We start from the raw sequence: 14145 nt of genomic DNA on the forward strand, positions 1-14145 counted from the left end.
AGTTAGAGAACACAACCAAGGCTAGATGACCTAGTCATATGGGGTGTCGCCGCGGAACGCACCTATGAACTGCCTACACATCGGACGGCACGACGTCTTGCGGTGTTCCCCGATCCGAGAGTACGGTTCTCATATTCGGAAGGATGATTCTTAGTGACTGAATCTGCGAGGACTGCCGTCGTCACCGGGGGCGGCTCCGGTATCGGCGCGGCCATTGTCGAGCGGCTCCGTAAAGACGGCCTGAACGTGGCCATCATCGACCTGAACCGAGTCGACGACGAGCACGCGTTCGTCGCCGATGTCACCGACGTGCAGGCGGTCCATGCCGCATTCGACGCCATCCGCTCCGAACTCGGTCCGATCTCGGTTCTGGTCACCGCCGCAGGACTGGACGCCTTCAAGAAGTTCCACAACACCGACTTCGCCGTCTGGCAGAAAGTCATCGACGTCAACCTCAACGGCGTCTATCACTGCATCCAGGCCGCGCTGCCCGACATGCGGGCGGCAGGCTGGGGTCGGGTCATCAACATCTCTTCCTCCAGCACCCATTCCGGTGCGCAGTACATGTCGGCCTACGTCGCGGCCAAGTCCGCCGTCAACGGGCTCACCAAGACCCTCGCCCTGGAGTACGGCCCCGAAGGCATCACCATCAACGCCGTGCCGCCCGGCTTCATCGACACCCCGATGTTGCGCGGCGCCGAAGCCCGCGGCTTCGTCCGCGTCGAGGACACCATCGCCAAGACCCCGGTCCGCCGGATCGGACGCCCCGAGGACATCGCCGCCGCGGTCTCGTTCCTGGCGTCCGAGGAGGCCGGCTACATCACCGGACAGATCCTGGGCGTCAACGGCGGCCAGAACACCTAGCGCAGCCGAGCATTTTCGTAATCGACATCGAAGGGACATCACGTGGGACGGGTAGCAGGCAAAGTCGCATTCATCACCGGCGCCGCGCGCGGTCAGGGCCGTAGCCACGCGATCCGCCTGGCCGAAGAGGGCGCCGACATCATTGCCGTCGACTTCTGTACCGACTTCTCGACCGTCGGATACAAGATGGCCACCCTCGAGGACCTTGACGAGACCAAGAACTACGTCGAGAAGACCGGCCGGCGTTGCGTCACCGCACGGGCCGACGTCCGGGACGCCGCCGCGCTGCAGACCGCTCTGGAAGCCGGCATCGCCGAGCTGGGCAAGCTGGACATCGTTGTGGCACAGGCGGGTATCGCCGGCATGAAGGGTGAGCCGCAGCTGCAGGCCTGGACCGACGTCATCAACGTCAACCTGGTCGGCACCATCAACGCCATCCAGGTATCCCTGCCGCACCTGTCCGAAGGCGCCTCGATCGTAGCCACCGCGTCGGCCGCGGCCCTGATGGACGCGCACGTGAAGATGAACCCCGGCAGCGATCCCGGTGGCATGGCCTACATGACCTCCAAGCGGTTGATCGCTCAGTACGCGCATGACATGGCAACCGAATTGGCGCCGCGCGGTATCCGGCTCAACGTCATCCACCCGACCAACTGCAACACCAACATGCTGCAGAGTGCGCCGATGTATCAATCGTTCCGACCGGACCTGCCCGATCCGCAACTGGCGGACGCCGAACCGGTGTTCTACGTCCAGCAGGCCATGAAGGTGCCGTGGGTCGAGCCGGTCGACATCAGCAATGCGGTGCTCTGGCTGGCCTCCGATGAGGCGCGGTTCGTCACCGGCATGCAGCTGCGGGTGGACGCCGGTGGCTACCTCAAGTGGTACGACTACCACATCTGAGCCCTGCGACCTCGGCGCGCTGCGTCTCGCCCAGCGGGACGGAGCGCGCCGAAGACACTCGAAAGGAGTTGAGACAGTGAAGGTTTCCGTTGACGGGCAGCGCTGCCAGGGTCACACGCTGTGCTCGATGATCGCCCCCGATTCCTTTGTGCTCAGCGATATCGACGGCAGCTCGTCTCCGCTGTCCGAGCTGGTGCCAGATGATCAGCAGGACGCAGTGCGCGAGGCCGCGCACTCCTGCCCCGAACAAGCCATCCTCATCGAGGAATGAGTAGGAGAAATCCTTGAGCGTCGACGACTTCGTAGCCGAAACAGCCGAAGACGATCGCAAGAAGAACACCTTCTACTTCGATCGGCACACCTCCGAGTACCGCGGCCAGTTCGACCAGATCACCAGCGAGATGCACGCCAAGTGCCCGATGGCCTGGAGCCCCACCTACAACGGGCACTGGGTGGCCGCGGACAGCAAGCACGTCTTCGAATTGGCCCGCTGCCCCGTGGTTTCCAATCATCATGACCTGACCGGCGAGACCCCGTACCAGGGCATCACCATCCCCAAGGCCCAGCGCGCCACGGTGGTACGCGGCGGCATCTTGGAGATGGACGAGCCGGAGCACAGCTCCTACCGAGGCGCGCTCAACCCGTACCTCTCCCCGGCCGCCATCAAGCGCTGGAAACCGTTCGTCGACGAGATCGTCCGCGCCGCCATCGACGAGAAGATCGAAAGCGGCCGTATCGATTTCGTGGACGACCTGGCCAACATCGTGCCGGCGGTACTGACGCTGGCGATGATGGGCATCAAGCTCGACAAGTGGATGATCTACAGCGAGCCCGCCCACCTGTCGGTGTCCACCCCGGAACACTCGCCCGACGCGGCGCGCGTCGCCGAGATGAATCGGCAGATGGGCATCGACATGATCAACACGATGATGGAGATCCGGGAGAGTCCGCGGCCCGGTCTGGTCAACGCCCTGCTGAAGTTGAGGATTGACGGCGAACCGGCGCCTGACCTGGAGATCCTGGGCAATCTCGGGTTGATCATCGGTGGCGGCTTCGACACCACCACGGCGCTCACCGCGCACGCGTTGGAGTGGTTGTCCCAGAACCCGGCCGAACGCGAACGGCTGAGCTGCGATCGGGACACCCTGCTGGACCCGGCCACCGAGGAGTTCCTGCGCTTCTTCACCCCTGCACCCGGCGACGGCCGCACCTTTTCCGGCGACGTCGAATTCGACGGCACGAAGTTCAAACAAGGCGAGCGACTCTGGATCTCGTGGGCCATGGCCAATCGGGACGCCGAGGTTTTCGAGCACCCGAACGAACTTCACCTGGATCGAAAGGGTAACCGGCACTTCAGCTTCGGTATCGGCGTACACCGCTGCGTCGGATCGAACGTGGCACGCACGGTGTTCAAGTCGATGCTGACCGCGGTGCTGGACCGAATGCCCGACTACACGGTCGACCCGGCCGGCACCGAACACTACGAGACCATCGGTGTCATCCAAGGCATGAAACATCTGCCGGCCACCTTCACCCCGGGCAAGCCCCTCGGCCCTGGACTGGACGAGACGCTGGAGAAGCTGCAGCGCATCTGCGATGAGCAATTACCCGCCCGGCCGATCACCGAGCACAAAGACGAGGTCGTCATCGACTAGGGAGTACGCGCATGGCACACCTGCTCGCCGAAGCCGAGGACCGGCCGGCGGTCGCCGATATCAAGACCCAACTGGTATCGCTCTGGATGGCACCGATTTTCGGGGTGGTGCTGCTGGTCGGGTTCTTCGCGTTCCCGGGCTTCACTCCCCCGATGTCGCCGGAGATGAGCGCCGACCAGGTGGCGTCGTTCTACCGCGACAATGCCGCCATGGTCCGATTCTCGATGATCACGTTCAATCTCTGCGGTGTCATGCTGCTGCCGTTCTTCATGGTCATCGTGGTGCAGATGAAGCGGATGACGAACCAGACCCACGTGTTCGCCTACTGCTACCTGACCGCGGCGGTCAGTGGGGCGACGCTGTTCGCGCTGTCGGCCATCTTCTTCTTGGTGGCCGCGTTCCGGCCCGGGCGGGGCGCCGAGTTGGTACAGCTGCTCAACGACCTGGGCTGGATGATCCTGATCGCTCCGGTCGGCGCGCTGGTGGCGCAGAATCTGTTGCTGGCGCTGGCAATTCACTACGACCGTGGGACAGTGCTGCCCCGCTGGACCGGACCGTTCTCGGCGCTCACCGGCTTGGCCATGGCACCGGCCGTCGGCGCCGCGATCTTCTCGTCCGGCCCCTTGGCCTGGAACGGTGCCATCTCGTTCTGGCTGCGCAACATCGCGCTGACGGTGTTCGTCGTGGTGATGTTCTTCGTGCTGCGCAAAGCCATTGCGCAGCAAGCGGTCCACCAGGGACTGGTCATCGGTGACTGACACCGCCCAGCACACCGCTTCCCAGCCGGTAACCCCGGTCGGGAAGCGCGACGTCTGGCTGGTGTTCTGGATCGTGCCGGCGTTCTACACGGCGTTCGGCGTCATCTTCTTCGCGCTGGCGCGCGTCATGCCGCCGCCGCGGCCCGATGTCGGCACCAGCCAGATCGTCGATTTCTTCCACGCCCACGCCGTGACCATCCAGATCGGGTTCGGCCTGCTGGTGCTGATAGTCGGTGGCGCAGGAGTTTCCAACGGCATCGTGGTGTATCACATGAAGCGGATGTCGGTGGGCTCGGTGATGGCGTATGCGTATATGGGCGCCATGGGCGTCGGCGCCCTGCCCGGTTGTCTGCTGGTGGCGTTCTGTTTCCTGACCGCGGTGTACCGACCCGGCCGCGATCCGGAACTACTCTCACTGCTGTACGACGTGGGTCTCTTGTCGTATGTGGGGTCCCTCGGCTGCTTCGCGACGGCGTACGTCGGCTTCGCCGTCGCGATCCTCTACGACCGCAACGAGATCTTCCCCAAATGGCTTGCCTATGTGACCATCTGGCAGATCGTCACCGAAGTGATGGCCGTGCCGGTATTCGTGTCCAAGGCCGGCGCGTTCGCCTGGAACGGCTCCATCTCGTTCTGGATGGGCACCGTGGTGTTCGGCTTCTGGCTGGTGTGCGTCATCGTGTTCCTGAAGAAAGCCACCGAGATGCAGCGCGACGACGAACCGGCACTGGCTTGATGAGCCTGACGCTGCGGCGGTCGGACACGCACACGCAGCGCCTGCCGGGTGACGGGCACATGTGGCTCATGGTGCTCGGTGACCTGATCATCTTCGGCGCCTACTTCATCATCTTCATGATCTACCGCGCCATGCATCGCGCGGAATTCCTGGCCTCTCAGCAGCACCTGAACATCACTGTGGGCGTGGCGAACACCCTTGTACTGGTGACCAGTTCGTGGTTCGTTGCACGAGGTGCCGCAGCCATACGTGGTGGAGAAGTCGAGCGGTCGGTCCGGCTGGTCTTGGCCGGCGGGCTGTGCGGGTTGGGTTTCATCGCCATCAAGGTCTACGAGTGGACGATCGAGATCGGGGCCGGACATTCGATGGCGAACAGCGATTTCTTCATGTTCTATTTCATGCTCACCGGCGTGCACCTGTTCCACGTCGCGCTGGGCCTGGTGATCCTGGGTGTCGTAGTGCGCGAGTTGCGTAGTCCGCGCCGGCGCCGGGTATCGATGGTTGAGGCCGGCGCCGTCTACTGGCATATGGTCGACCTGCTGTGGCTGGTCATCTTCGCACTGTTCTACGTGATGAGGTGATGGTGTGACGTCCGCGGCAACCAAGCTGCCCGCATCCGAACGGGCCGTCACCTACGCATGGATTGCGCTGTGCGTCATCACCATTGCCTCCTGGTGGCTGGCACCCGAGCATTCTGGACACACCGCGGAGCCCAGCACCCAGATCACCGTCGCAGTCATCTTGCTGGGTTTCATCAAGGGCCGCTTGGTCATTCGTTACTTCATGGAGGTGCGGACCGCGCCCCGGTGGCTGAAGGTGTTCACCGATGTGTGGCTGACCGGGCTGTGGTGCGCGATTCTGGTGATCTACCTGGTATAGCTCGGTGCAAGCCCGACAACTCGAATTGGATGTGACCCGATGACGCCGCTGTCTCCCGCAGATTGCTACCACATGGGTTTGGTGGTGCCAGACCTTGACTCTGCGATCGCGGAGATGACTGCCGCGGGCGCCTACAGCTGGACCAAACCGGTGGAGGCCACGCTGAAGATCACCACCGACGACGGCGATATCGACATGCCGTTCCGCTTCGTCTACTCGATCGAGGCCCCGCACCTGGAGCTGATCTCCGCGGTACCCGGCACCATCTGGTCCGCCCGGGCCGACGGCGCGGCACATCACCTCGGGTACTGGGTCGACGACCTCCACGGGGTCGCTGCACGGCTCGAAGCCGCCGGCTTTCGGTGCGAAGCCAGGCCGGCCGGCGATCAGCTGTCATCGTTCGCCTACTACGTCAGCCAGTCCGGTGTCCGGATCGAAATCGTCGACCGTGCACTGTTTCCCGACTGGCCCGGCTTCCTCGCCGCCATGACGGCCTGAGTCGAACCACCCGCCCGGGCCTCAGCCTCGCGGCAACCCCAACACGGCCGTCGCGATGATGTTGCGCTGAATCTCGGAGGTGCCACCGGCGATCGTGCCGGAGAAGCTTCGCGCGTAACGCTCGAACCAGGACGCGAAGTAGTGGTCCAGGTTCATGTGCGCGTACGGCCCGGTGGTCGACGGATGAGCCAAGCCATCGGGACCGGCGGCATCCAATGCCCGTTCCATGGCGCGCATCTCGGCCTCGGAGCCGAGCAGTTTGAGCACTGACACCGAGGCGGTGTCCCGCTCGCCCCGCGCCGCGCGCGCCAAAGAGATTGAGCCCAAAGCCCGCAACGCCTGATAATCCATGATGGTCGATGCGTACTGGTCGCGTTCCAGTGGCGTGCGCGGGGTGAAATCGGAGATCAGGTTGTCGATCCGGTCCGCAAATCCCAGCCACATCATGGTGCGCTCGTGGCCCAAGGAACCGTTGGCCACACCCCATCCGCCGTTCAGTGGACCGACCAGATTCTCGGCGGGTACCACGGCGTCGGTGAAGAACACCTCGTTGAAGTCTTTGTTGTCCTCACCGCACAGATCGGCGAACGGTCGGCGAACTACACCAGGGGTATCGGTCGGTATGACCAGTACCGAAATGCCCTTGTGCTTGGGCGCATCCGGATCGGTGCGCACAAACGTCAACAGGAAATCGGCATCGTGCGCACCTGAGGTCCAGACCTTCTGACCGTTGACCACGAAATGGTCGCCGTGGGAATCGGAAACGTGCACCGCTCGAGTCCGCAACGATGCCAGGTCCGAACCCGCGCTCGGCTCGCTCATACCCAGCGATGCGGTCATCTCACCGCGCAGCACCGGCACTGCCCAGCGCTGTTTCTGTTCGTCGGTGCCGAACGAAAGTAGTGATGCCGCAATGATGTTCACCCCTTGCGGGTTGAAACTGTGGTAGATGCGGCGCTTACAGAGCTCTTCCAGATGCACGTACTGCTGCAACACCGAGGCATTGCGTCCACCGAACTCGGGCGGCTGGGCCGGCAGTAGCCAGCCATTGTCGAACAGTTTGCGCTGCCAGTCCCGGGCCCACTGCGGCATGTGCGACACCGAGCGCGGCCGCTCCAAAGTCTGTGCGGCAGTGGGTAGGTTGGCCTCGAGGAAGGCGACGAACTCGGCGCGGAACTCCTCGACGTCGGGGTCAAAGGTCAGCTGCATCTGGAAACCCTCTGGTATTCGGAGACGATCACCGCGCGGTGTTCGGCGGCGCCGCCCAGCAGCAGCTCGCCGGCCTTGGCCCGCTTCAGTGCGAACTGCAGATCGTTCTCCCAGGTGAATCCCATGGCACCGAACAACTGCAGACCGTGCCGGAAGACCAGCGATTGGCATTCGCCGGCCGAGGCTTTGGCCATCGCGGCGGCCAGTCGGCGGCGCGGATCGTCGGCGGCGATGGTCAGCGCCGCGAAGTAGGACAGTGCCCGGGCCCGTTCGATGGCGACGTGCATGTCGGCGGCCTTGTGCTGCACCGCCTGGAACGATCCGATCGGTACGCCGAACTGGTAGCGGCTCTTCACATGATCCAGGGCCAGATCAAGGATCCGTTGGCACGCGCCGACCATGTGCACCGCCATACCGGCGAGCGCGACGTGGTGTGCTTTCTCGGCGTCGACCTCCAAACGGTCGTTGTCGGGTACCCGCAATCCGATGAAGGTCAGGTCGGCCATGTGCAGTACCGGGTCGAAGACAGAGGTCCGGCGCACCCGGATCGCAAAATCGTGCACAGAGGGGTCGATGACGAAGACCCCGGATGCGGTGACCACGGCCAGGCTCTCGGCCCGGTCGCCCTCGAGCACGAACCGGGCGGTGCCGTCCAGCAGCCAGCCTTCGGTGTCCCGCACCGCGGTGATGCCGGAGTAGATCGCGGTGCCCGACTTCTGCGAATCGAATCGCTTCCCCACCAATGGCGCGTACTGACTCATGGTGGCCAGGAACGGCGTCGGGTCGGTGACCCTGCCGAGTTCCTCGAGCACGATGGCCAACTCGACGGCGTTCTCCGAATCGGTCAGTTCCGTCCAGCCGGCATCCACATAGGTCTGCCAGAGCGGATTGGGGTCCGCCCCGTCCTCGGCGATTCCGCGGATCAGCGTGGCCGGGCACGACTTGGTGACAGCGTCACGCACCGTCTCCTGCCATAACCGCTGATCAGCGTCGAACTCCAGTAGCACCGGGCCACCTCCTACAGACAGCGCAAGTCCGTGCGATACCTCGCGACGACGCGATGAGAATAGCATTCTCCTAAATCGATGACCATACTCTCCCGCCTCAGGCGCCCAGTTCTGCGGGCTCCGCGCTACGCAACCGACCAGCATGTGCGTTTACCAGCGCAATCACTCGGATCCGGCGACGAGAACAATATTCTTGCGATTGAAGAACAAGGATCTACACTGGGAGCAGCCAGTGGTTAAGGATGGTTTTGTGAAAGAACTCAGTGACGGGACGGTCACGCCCGTCATCGACGCCAGCGTGCACATCTTCTGCCAGTCCAACAAGGATCTGCGCGAGAACTTCATGCGGGAACCATTTCGCAGCCGCGGCTTCCCCGACTACGAGATGGACTGGTACGGCGCCCCCGGCGGCGAGTACGCAGCGGGCACCACAGGCCCGAACCGTCAGTACCCCGGTTCTGATGTCGATGTCGTGGCACAGCAGTTGTTCGACGAGCGCGGGGTGGACATCGCGGTGCTGCACCCGATGACACGCGGCGTCATGCCCGACCGGCATCTGGGCACCGCGATCGCGGCGGCCCACAACGAGATGCTGGTGAGCCGCTGGCTCGAGCACGACAGGTACGGCGAGAAGTTCCGTGGCACCATCCGGGTCGATCCCGACGACATCACCGGCGCGCTGCGCGAGATCGACAAGTACGCCGGCCACCCGCGGATGGTGCAGATCGGCATCCCACTGCAGTCTCGCGAGCTGTTCGGCAAGCCACAGTTCTGGCCACTGTGGGAGGCAGCCGTGACGGCCGGCCTGCCGGTAGCGGCGCACATCGAGGTGGGCGCCGGAATCGCCTTTCCCCCAACACCATCGGGGAAGACACTGACCTACGAGCAGTACCTGTCCTTCATGGGGCTGAACTACCTGTACCACCTGATGAACATGATCGCCGAGGGCGTGTTCGAGCGATTCGATGACCTGAAGTTCATCTGGGCCGACGGTGCGGGCGACATGCTGACCCCATTCATCTGGCGGATGGACTGCTTCGGCCGGCCACATCTGGAACAGACACCGTGGGCACCGAAGATGCCCAGCGACTATCTGTCCGGTCACGTGTTCTTCGTCCAGGGTGAGTTCGACGGGCCCGGAGACACCGAGTTCGCCGGTGAGTGGTTCGGATTCACCGGTAAGGACGACATGACGATGTTCGGTTCGAGCTATCCGCACTGGAATCTGACCGAATTGACCGTGCCATCGGCGTTCAGTGCCGAGCAACGCGAGAAATTCTGCTGGCGCAACGCCGCCGACCTGTACGGCATCACGCTGCCCGCAATGGCGCAGTGACGAAGAGGAGCGCGAGATGACAATAACTGCAACGACATCCGCCCGGGATCGGGTCGCACCCACCGAGCGCATCCCGGTCCGCTGCGTCGACTCCGACGTACACCCGATGCCGCGGCGCGGCGAGCTGATCGATTACATCCCCGAACCGTGGCGCAGCAAGTACTTCCTGAACCACAAGGTCGGCGAGTCCATCTACTACGACGCGCCGGACTACGTGCACTCCTACGCCATGCGGGTGGACTCCTTTCCCCCCGATGGCGAGTTTGCCTGCAGTGACCCCGATTTCGCCTTGAAACAGCTCATCATGGAGGCCGGCTCGGACATCGCAATCCTGGAGCCGACTCATGGTGAGATGCGGATCGCCGGCGCAACCGCAGCCTTCTGCACCGCGACCAATCAGTGGCTGGCCGAGCACTGGCTGGACAGTCACAACAACTGGCACGAGCGCTGGCGCGGATCGATCTGCGCCGCCATCGAAGACCCGCAGTCCACCGTTGCCGAGATCGAGAAGTGGGCCGGGCATCCGTACATGGCCCAAGTCCTGATCAAGGCCGAGCCGCGCCCGTCCTGGGGCGACCCGGTGTACGACCCGATCTGGGCGGCGGCCACCAAACACGACATCCCGGTGTCCTGTCACCTGTCCCGCGGACAGTTCGAAACGCTACCCATCCCGCCGGTCGGATTCCCCAGCTACAACCACGATTTCATGGTCACCTACTCACTGCTCGCAGCCAACCAGGTGATGAGCTTGATCTTCGACGGCGTCTTCGACCGCTTCCCCACATTGCGCATCGTCTTCGTCGAACACGCCTTCAGCTGGATCCTGCCCCTGATGTGGCGCATGGACGCCATCTACACCAAACGCAAGAACTGGGTCGACATCAAACGCAAACCGTCCGAATACGTCAAAGAGCACATCAAGTTCACCACCCAGCCGCTGGACTACCCCGAGGACAAGACCGAACTCACCCGGGCGTTCGAATGGATGGAAGCCGACAAGATCCTGCTCTACTCCAGCGACTACCCACACTGGACCTTCGACGACCCCCGCTGGCTGGTCAAGCACCTGCCCGAACACGCGCGCGAAAACATCATGTTCCGCAACGGAATCGACACCTACAAGCTCCCCGAGACCGTGCCGGTACTCGAGGGACAGACTCGGGTGTTCTGATCTTGGCCGACGACCAACAGCCGAGACTGGCTCAGGGACGTGAACACATCGTGGCCAGCGTCGATGAAATCCCGCCCGGCACACACAAGTTGGTACCGATCGGCCGCCACGGCGTCGGTGTGTACAACGTCAACGGCTCGTTCTATGCCATTGCGAATTACTGCCCACACGAAGGCGGGCCGCTGTGTTCCGGCCGGGCCCGCGGCCGGAACATCGTCGATGAGAACGTGCCGGGCGACGCGGTGATGGTCCGGGACATGGAGTTCATCTTCTGCCCGTGGCATCAATGGGGTTTCGAGTTGGCCACCGGCACCACCGCGGTCAAACCCGAGTGGAGTATTCGTACCTATCCGGTCCGGGTCGTCGGTAACGACGTCCTGGTTCAGGCCTGATCGCACTGGAGGAATCGAACCGCATGACAGTGAGTAGTGGCGAGCAGTCGGTCATGATCAACGGCGGCAACGTCGTCTATGAAATCCTCGGTGACAGCGGTGATTACCTCGTCCTCACCCCGGGCGGCCGCTTCAGCAAGGACATTCCGGGCCTTCGACCGCTGGCCGAGGCGCTGGTTGCCGGCGGCCACCGGGTGTTGCTCTGGGACCGGCCGAACTGCGGCAAATCCGACGTGCAGTTCTACGGCTACAGCGAGTCGCATATGCGCGCCGAGACGTTGCAACAGCTGATCAACAAGCTCGATATCGGACCATGCATCCTGGCGGGCGGTTCCGGCGGGGCCCGTGACTCGATGCTGACCACCATGCTCTACCCGGAACTGGTGACCAAGCTTGTGGTGTGGAACATCGTCGGTGGCGTCTACGGGCAGTTCGTCCTCGGTTCGTACTACATCGTGCCGAACATCCTTGCGGTCCGCGGCAGCGGCATGAAAGCCGTTGCCGCCATTGCCGAGTGGAAGGAGCGCGCCTTGGAAAACCCAGGGAACCGGGACCGCATCCTTTCGCAGGACCCCGACGAATTCCTCAAACTGATGATGCGTTGGCTGAATGCGTTCGTACCCAAGCCCGGTCAGACCATCCCCGGCGTAGAGGACGAGATGTTCGACAACATCAAGGTGCCGACTCTGATCATCCGCGGCGGCGAAAACGACCTAGACCATCCCAAGCGCACCTCGTTGGAAGTCAGCTGTCTGATCAAAGGCTCCACGCTGATCGATCCGCCGTGGCCCGAGGATGCCTGGGAGCGCGCCGCCGAGGAGCGCGCCGCCGGAAAGGTCAAGCATTTCAACATGTTCGAGACCTGGGTGCTGGCGGCGCCGCCGATTCTGGCCTTCCTCAAGGCGAATTGATGCTTGCCGCGCGGTCAGTGCGTATGAAGGCGAACCTCGCAGTTGGTCGAGGCCTCCAGCGCGGTCTGGATCCGGCTCTCGGGGATGCGCGCCAGATCCTCCCGACGGAGCGTGACGTGGATGATGTCCCAGCCTTCGGGGCCCTCGACCCGGTCGATCCGACCGGTCACGCCGAAGCCGGACAGCACGCCGTGTGCGTCCTCGTCGGTGCCGCGGCTGACGAAGGTCAACACTCCCGGTTCCGGGCTGCCACCAAACGCCTTGGTACACCAGGCTATTGCGCTGTCCTGCAGGGCATCCGCATCGATGCCGTCCATCAGGATCTCGACCTCGCGCCGGCTAGGCGGCAGAGCGGCGAGGTTGTTCTCGACCAACCGGGCATCGCCGACCAACCCGGCCAACTCGGCCATTCCCGCGGCGAGTTGATCGGGCGTCAGTCGGCCGGCCGGGTCCACCTTGATCCGTACCACTGCCGTGCGCATGCGGGCCAGCGTAGCCGTGGCCAGAGCAGGAGCCGAACATGAACGCCCCCGCCCACACCGGTCTCACCGTGGCGGCGTGGCCCGGCCTGAGGCCGCGTCTGCTCGCCGCCACCGGTGAGGCCGCCTCCGATCACCGATCTGCCGGTGGCTATTCGGTGTTGACCGACCCGGACGCGCTGCTGGATCAGGTCCAACAGGCCGGGCTCGTCGGCCGCGGGGGTGCGGGGTTTCCGATGGCGGTCAAGCTGCGTACGGTGCGCGATGCCGGACGCCGAGGCCAGGACACCGTAGTGGTCGCCAACGGCGAAGAAGGCGAGCCGGCGTCGGTGAAAGACCGCTGGTTGCTGGTCAATCGACCGCATCTGGTGCTTGACGGCACACGGCTGGCCGCCCGGATCGTAGGGGCCGGGCACGCGCACGTCTACGTCTCCGATCCGGCTGCGGCCCGCAGCGTTGAAACCGCGCTGGCCGAGGTGGGACCGGAGGGCCTGGGCGGGTTGACCGTCAGTGTCCGCACGGTTGCCCCGGCCTACATCGCGGGGGAAGAAAGCGCCGCGGTACGAGCCATCAACGGCGGCCCGGCCAAACCCACCGACAAGCCGCCGCGAGTCTTCGAAGAAGGCGTAGGCGGCCTACCGACGTTGGTGAGCAACGTGGAGACGCTGGCGCACCTGGCCTGGATCCATCGTCACGGTGCGGCCGAGTACCGCACCCAGGGCACCGCCGACTCCCCCGGCACGTTCCTGGCCACGGTCACCGGCGGTAACCGTCCGGCAGGGCTGTACGAGCTCCCGTTCGGTGCATCGGTTTCGGATCTTCTTGCTCTGCATGGCATTTGCGCGAACAAGGTGCGCGGCGCACTGATGGGTGGCTACTTCGCCGGCCTGCTCGCCGCCGACGTACTGTCGGTCACGCTGGATCACCAGACACTGCGCAACCTGGGCAGCGGACTGGGCTGTGGAGCCGTCTCGGTGATCACCGATGAGTGCCCGGTGGCCGTGGCCGCGTCTGTGCTGGCGTACTTCGACGCGGAGAACGCCGGACAGTGCGGCTCGTGCTTCAACGGGACGGCCGCCATGGCGGCCGTCGCCATCGCACTACGCGACGGTACGGCGACGTCCGACGATCTGGCCCGCCTGGAGCGTTGGTCGGTCGTGCTGCGCGGCCGCGGGGCCTGCGCGACGCTGGATGCCGCCACCAACATCGCGGCCAGCTTGTTGGCCAAGTTTCCCGACGAGGTGCAGCGGCACCTGTCCGGCAACTGCGGCGCGACCGGGTTCGCAGCTGACCGGCCGTTCGGGGTGAATTGGGTGGAGGCACTGTGACGTCCGAAGACCTGAGTTC

At 64.1% G+C, this 14145-nt stretch carries 17 protein-coding genes; 14 read left to right on the plus strand and 3 right to left on the minus strand.

Translation table 11 applies throughout. The annotated features are described in order from the left end of the window. Positions 1 to 153: 153 nt before the first annotated feature. From ABIA30_RS16675 to ABIA30_RS16715, 9 genes are all read left to right on the plus strand, one after another. On the plus strand, positions 154 to 864 hold the full coding sequence (locus ABIA30_RS16675; protein WP_370067288.1) for an SDR family NAD(P)-dependent oxidoreductase: 711 nt from the start codon (positions 154 to 156) through the stop codon (positions 862 to 864). Between the two features lie 42 nt (positions 865 to 906). Beyond that, positions 907 to 1767 carry a mycofactocin-coupled SDR family oxidoreductase gene (locus ABIA30_RS16680; RefSeq protein WP_370067290.1) on the plus strand — a complete coding sequence of 287 codons (861 nt, stop codon included), beginning with the start codon at positions 907 to 909 and terminating at the stop codon, positions 1765 to 1767. 76 nt (positions 1768 to 1843) lie between these two features. Next, positions 1844 to 2038, plus strand: coding sequence for a ferredoxin (locus ABIA30_RS16685; RefSeq protein ID WP_370067292.1), 195 nt, complete (start codon positions 1844 to 1846; stop codon positions 2036 to 2038). 13 nt (positions 2039 to 2051) lie between these two features. Then, entirely contained in the window at positions 2052 to 3422 is a 1371-nt protein-coding gene (locus tag ABIA30_RS16690; RefSeq protein WP_370067294.1) for a cytochrome P450, read from the plus strand. An 11-nt stretch (positions 3423 to 3433) separates the two neighbouring features. After that, positions 3434 to 4180 carry a hypothetical protein gene (locus ABIA30_RS16695; RefSeq protein ID WP_370067296.1) on the plus strand — a complete coding sequence of 249 codons (747 nt, stop codon included), beginning with the start codon at positions 3434 to 3436 and terminating at the stop codon, positions 4178 to 4180. After that, positions 4173 to 4916, plus strand: a complete 744-nt coding sequence (locus tag ABIA30_RS16700) for a hypothetical protein (RefSeq protein ID WP_370067298.1) — start codon at positions 4173 to 4175, stop codon at positions 4914 to 4916. The genes ABIA30_RS16695 and ABIA30_RS16700 overlap by 8 nt, the downstream gene beginning before the upstream one ends. Then, positions 4916 to 5497, plus strand: coding sequence for a cytochrome c oxidase subunit 3 (locus ABIA30_RS16705; RefSeq protein ID WP_370067300.1), 582 nt, complete (start codon positions 4916 to 4918; stop codon positions 5495 to 5497). The genes ABIA30_RS16700 and ABIA30_RS16705 overlap by 1 nt, the downstream gene beginning before the upstream one ends. Before the next feature lie 4 nt (positions 5498 to 5501). Next, positions 5502 to 5795 carry a cytochrome C oxidase subunit IV family protein gene (locus tag ABIA30_RS16710; protein ID WP_370067302.1) on the plus strand — a complete coding sequence of 98 codons (294 nt, stop codon included), beginning with the start codon at positions 5502 to 5504 and terminating at the stop codon, positions 5793 to 5795. A gap of 39 nt (positions 5796 to 5834) precedes the next feature. Continuing rightward, entirely contained in the window at positions 5835 to 6293 is a 459-nt protein-coding gene (locus tag ABIA30_RS16715) for a VOC family protein (RefSeq protein ID WP_370067304.1), read from the plus strand. A gap of 21 nt (positions 6294 to 6314) precedes the next feature. Here ABIA30_RS16715 and ABIA30_RS16720 read toward each other — a convergent pair whose 3' ends face one another. Continuing rightward, on the minus strand, positions 6315 to 7502 hold the full coding sequence (locus tag ABIA30_RS16720) for an acyl-CoA dehydrogenase family protein (RefSeq protein ID WP_370067306.1): 1188 nt from the start codon (positions 7500 to 7502) through the stop codon (positions 6315 to 6317). Then, positions 7493 to 8509, minus strand: a complete 1017-nt coding sequence (locus ABIA30_RS16725; RefSeq protein WP_370067308.1) for an acyl-CoA dehydrogenase family protein — start codon at positions 8507 to 8509, stop codon at positions 7493 to 7495. Before ABIA30_RS16725 ends, ABIA30_RS16720 begins: the two co-directional genes overlap by 10 nt. Before the next feature lie 250 nt (positions 8510 to 8759). On the opposite strand from ABIA30_RS16725, the gene ABIA30_RS16730 reads away from it, so the two are divergent. The 4 genes from ABIA30_RS16730 to ABIA30_RS16745 are packed head-to-tail and all read left to right on the plus strand — an operon-like array spanning position 8760 to position 12319. Next, positions 8760 to 9845: an amidohydrolase family protein gene (locus ABIA30_RS16730; protein ID WP_370067310.1), complete on the plus strand. Its 1086-nt coding sequence runs from the start codon at positions 8760 to 8762 to the stop codon at positions 9843 to 9845. A gap of 16 nt (positions 9846 to 9861) precedes the next feature. Further along, entirely contained in the window at positions 9862 to 11016 is a 1155-nt protein-coding gene (locus tag ABIA30_RS16735; protein WP_370067312.1) for an amidohydrolase family protein, read from the plus strand. Further along, positions 11016 to 11408, plus strand: a complete 393-nt coding sequence (locus ABIA30_RS16740; protein WP_370067682.1) for a Rieske (2Fe-2S) protein — start codon at positions 11016 to 11018, stop codon at positions 11406 to 11408. The genes ABIA30_RS16735 and ABIA30_RS16740 overlap by 1 nt, the downstream gene beginning before the upstream one ends. Before the next feature lie 23 nt (positions 11409 to 11431). Continuing rightward, positions 11432 to 12319 (plus strand): alpha/beta fold hydrolase, encoded by an 888-nt coding sequence (locus ABIA30_RS16745; RefSeq protein WP_370067314.1) that lies wholly within the window; start codon positions 11432 to 11434, stop codon positions 12317 to 12319. Between the two features lie 14 nt (positions 12320 to 12333). Here ABIA30_RS16745 and ABIA30_RS16750 read toward each other — a convergent pair whose 3' ends face one another. Beyond that, positions 12334 to 12801 (minus strand): hypothetical protein, encoded by a 468-nt coding sequence (locus tag ABIA30_RS16750; protein ID WP_370067316.1) that lies wholly within the window; start codon positions 12799 to 12801, stop codon positions 12334 to 12336. A 38-nt stretch (positions 12802 to 12839) separates the two neighbouring features. Here ABIA30_RS16750 and ABIA30_RS16755 point away from each other — a divergent pair, with 38 nt between their 5' ends. Continuing rightward, a complete protein-coding gene (locus ABIA30_RS16755) occupies positions 12840 to 14126 on the plus strand; it encodes an NADH-ubiquinone oxidoreductase-F iron-sulfur binding region domain-containing protein (RefSeq protein WP_370067318.1) in 1287 nt (428 codons plus the stop codon). Positions 14127 to 14145 lie beyond the last annotated feature (19 nt).

The organism is Mycobacterium sp. MAA66 (assembly GCF_041261665.1).
GTDB lineage: Bacteria > Actinomycetota > Actinomycetes > Mycobacteriales > Mycobacteriaceae > Mycobacterium.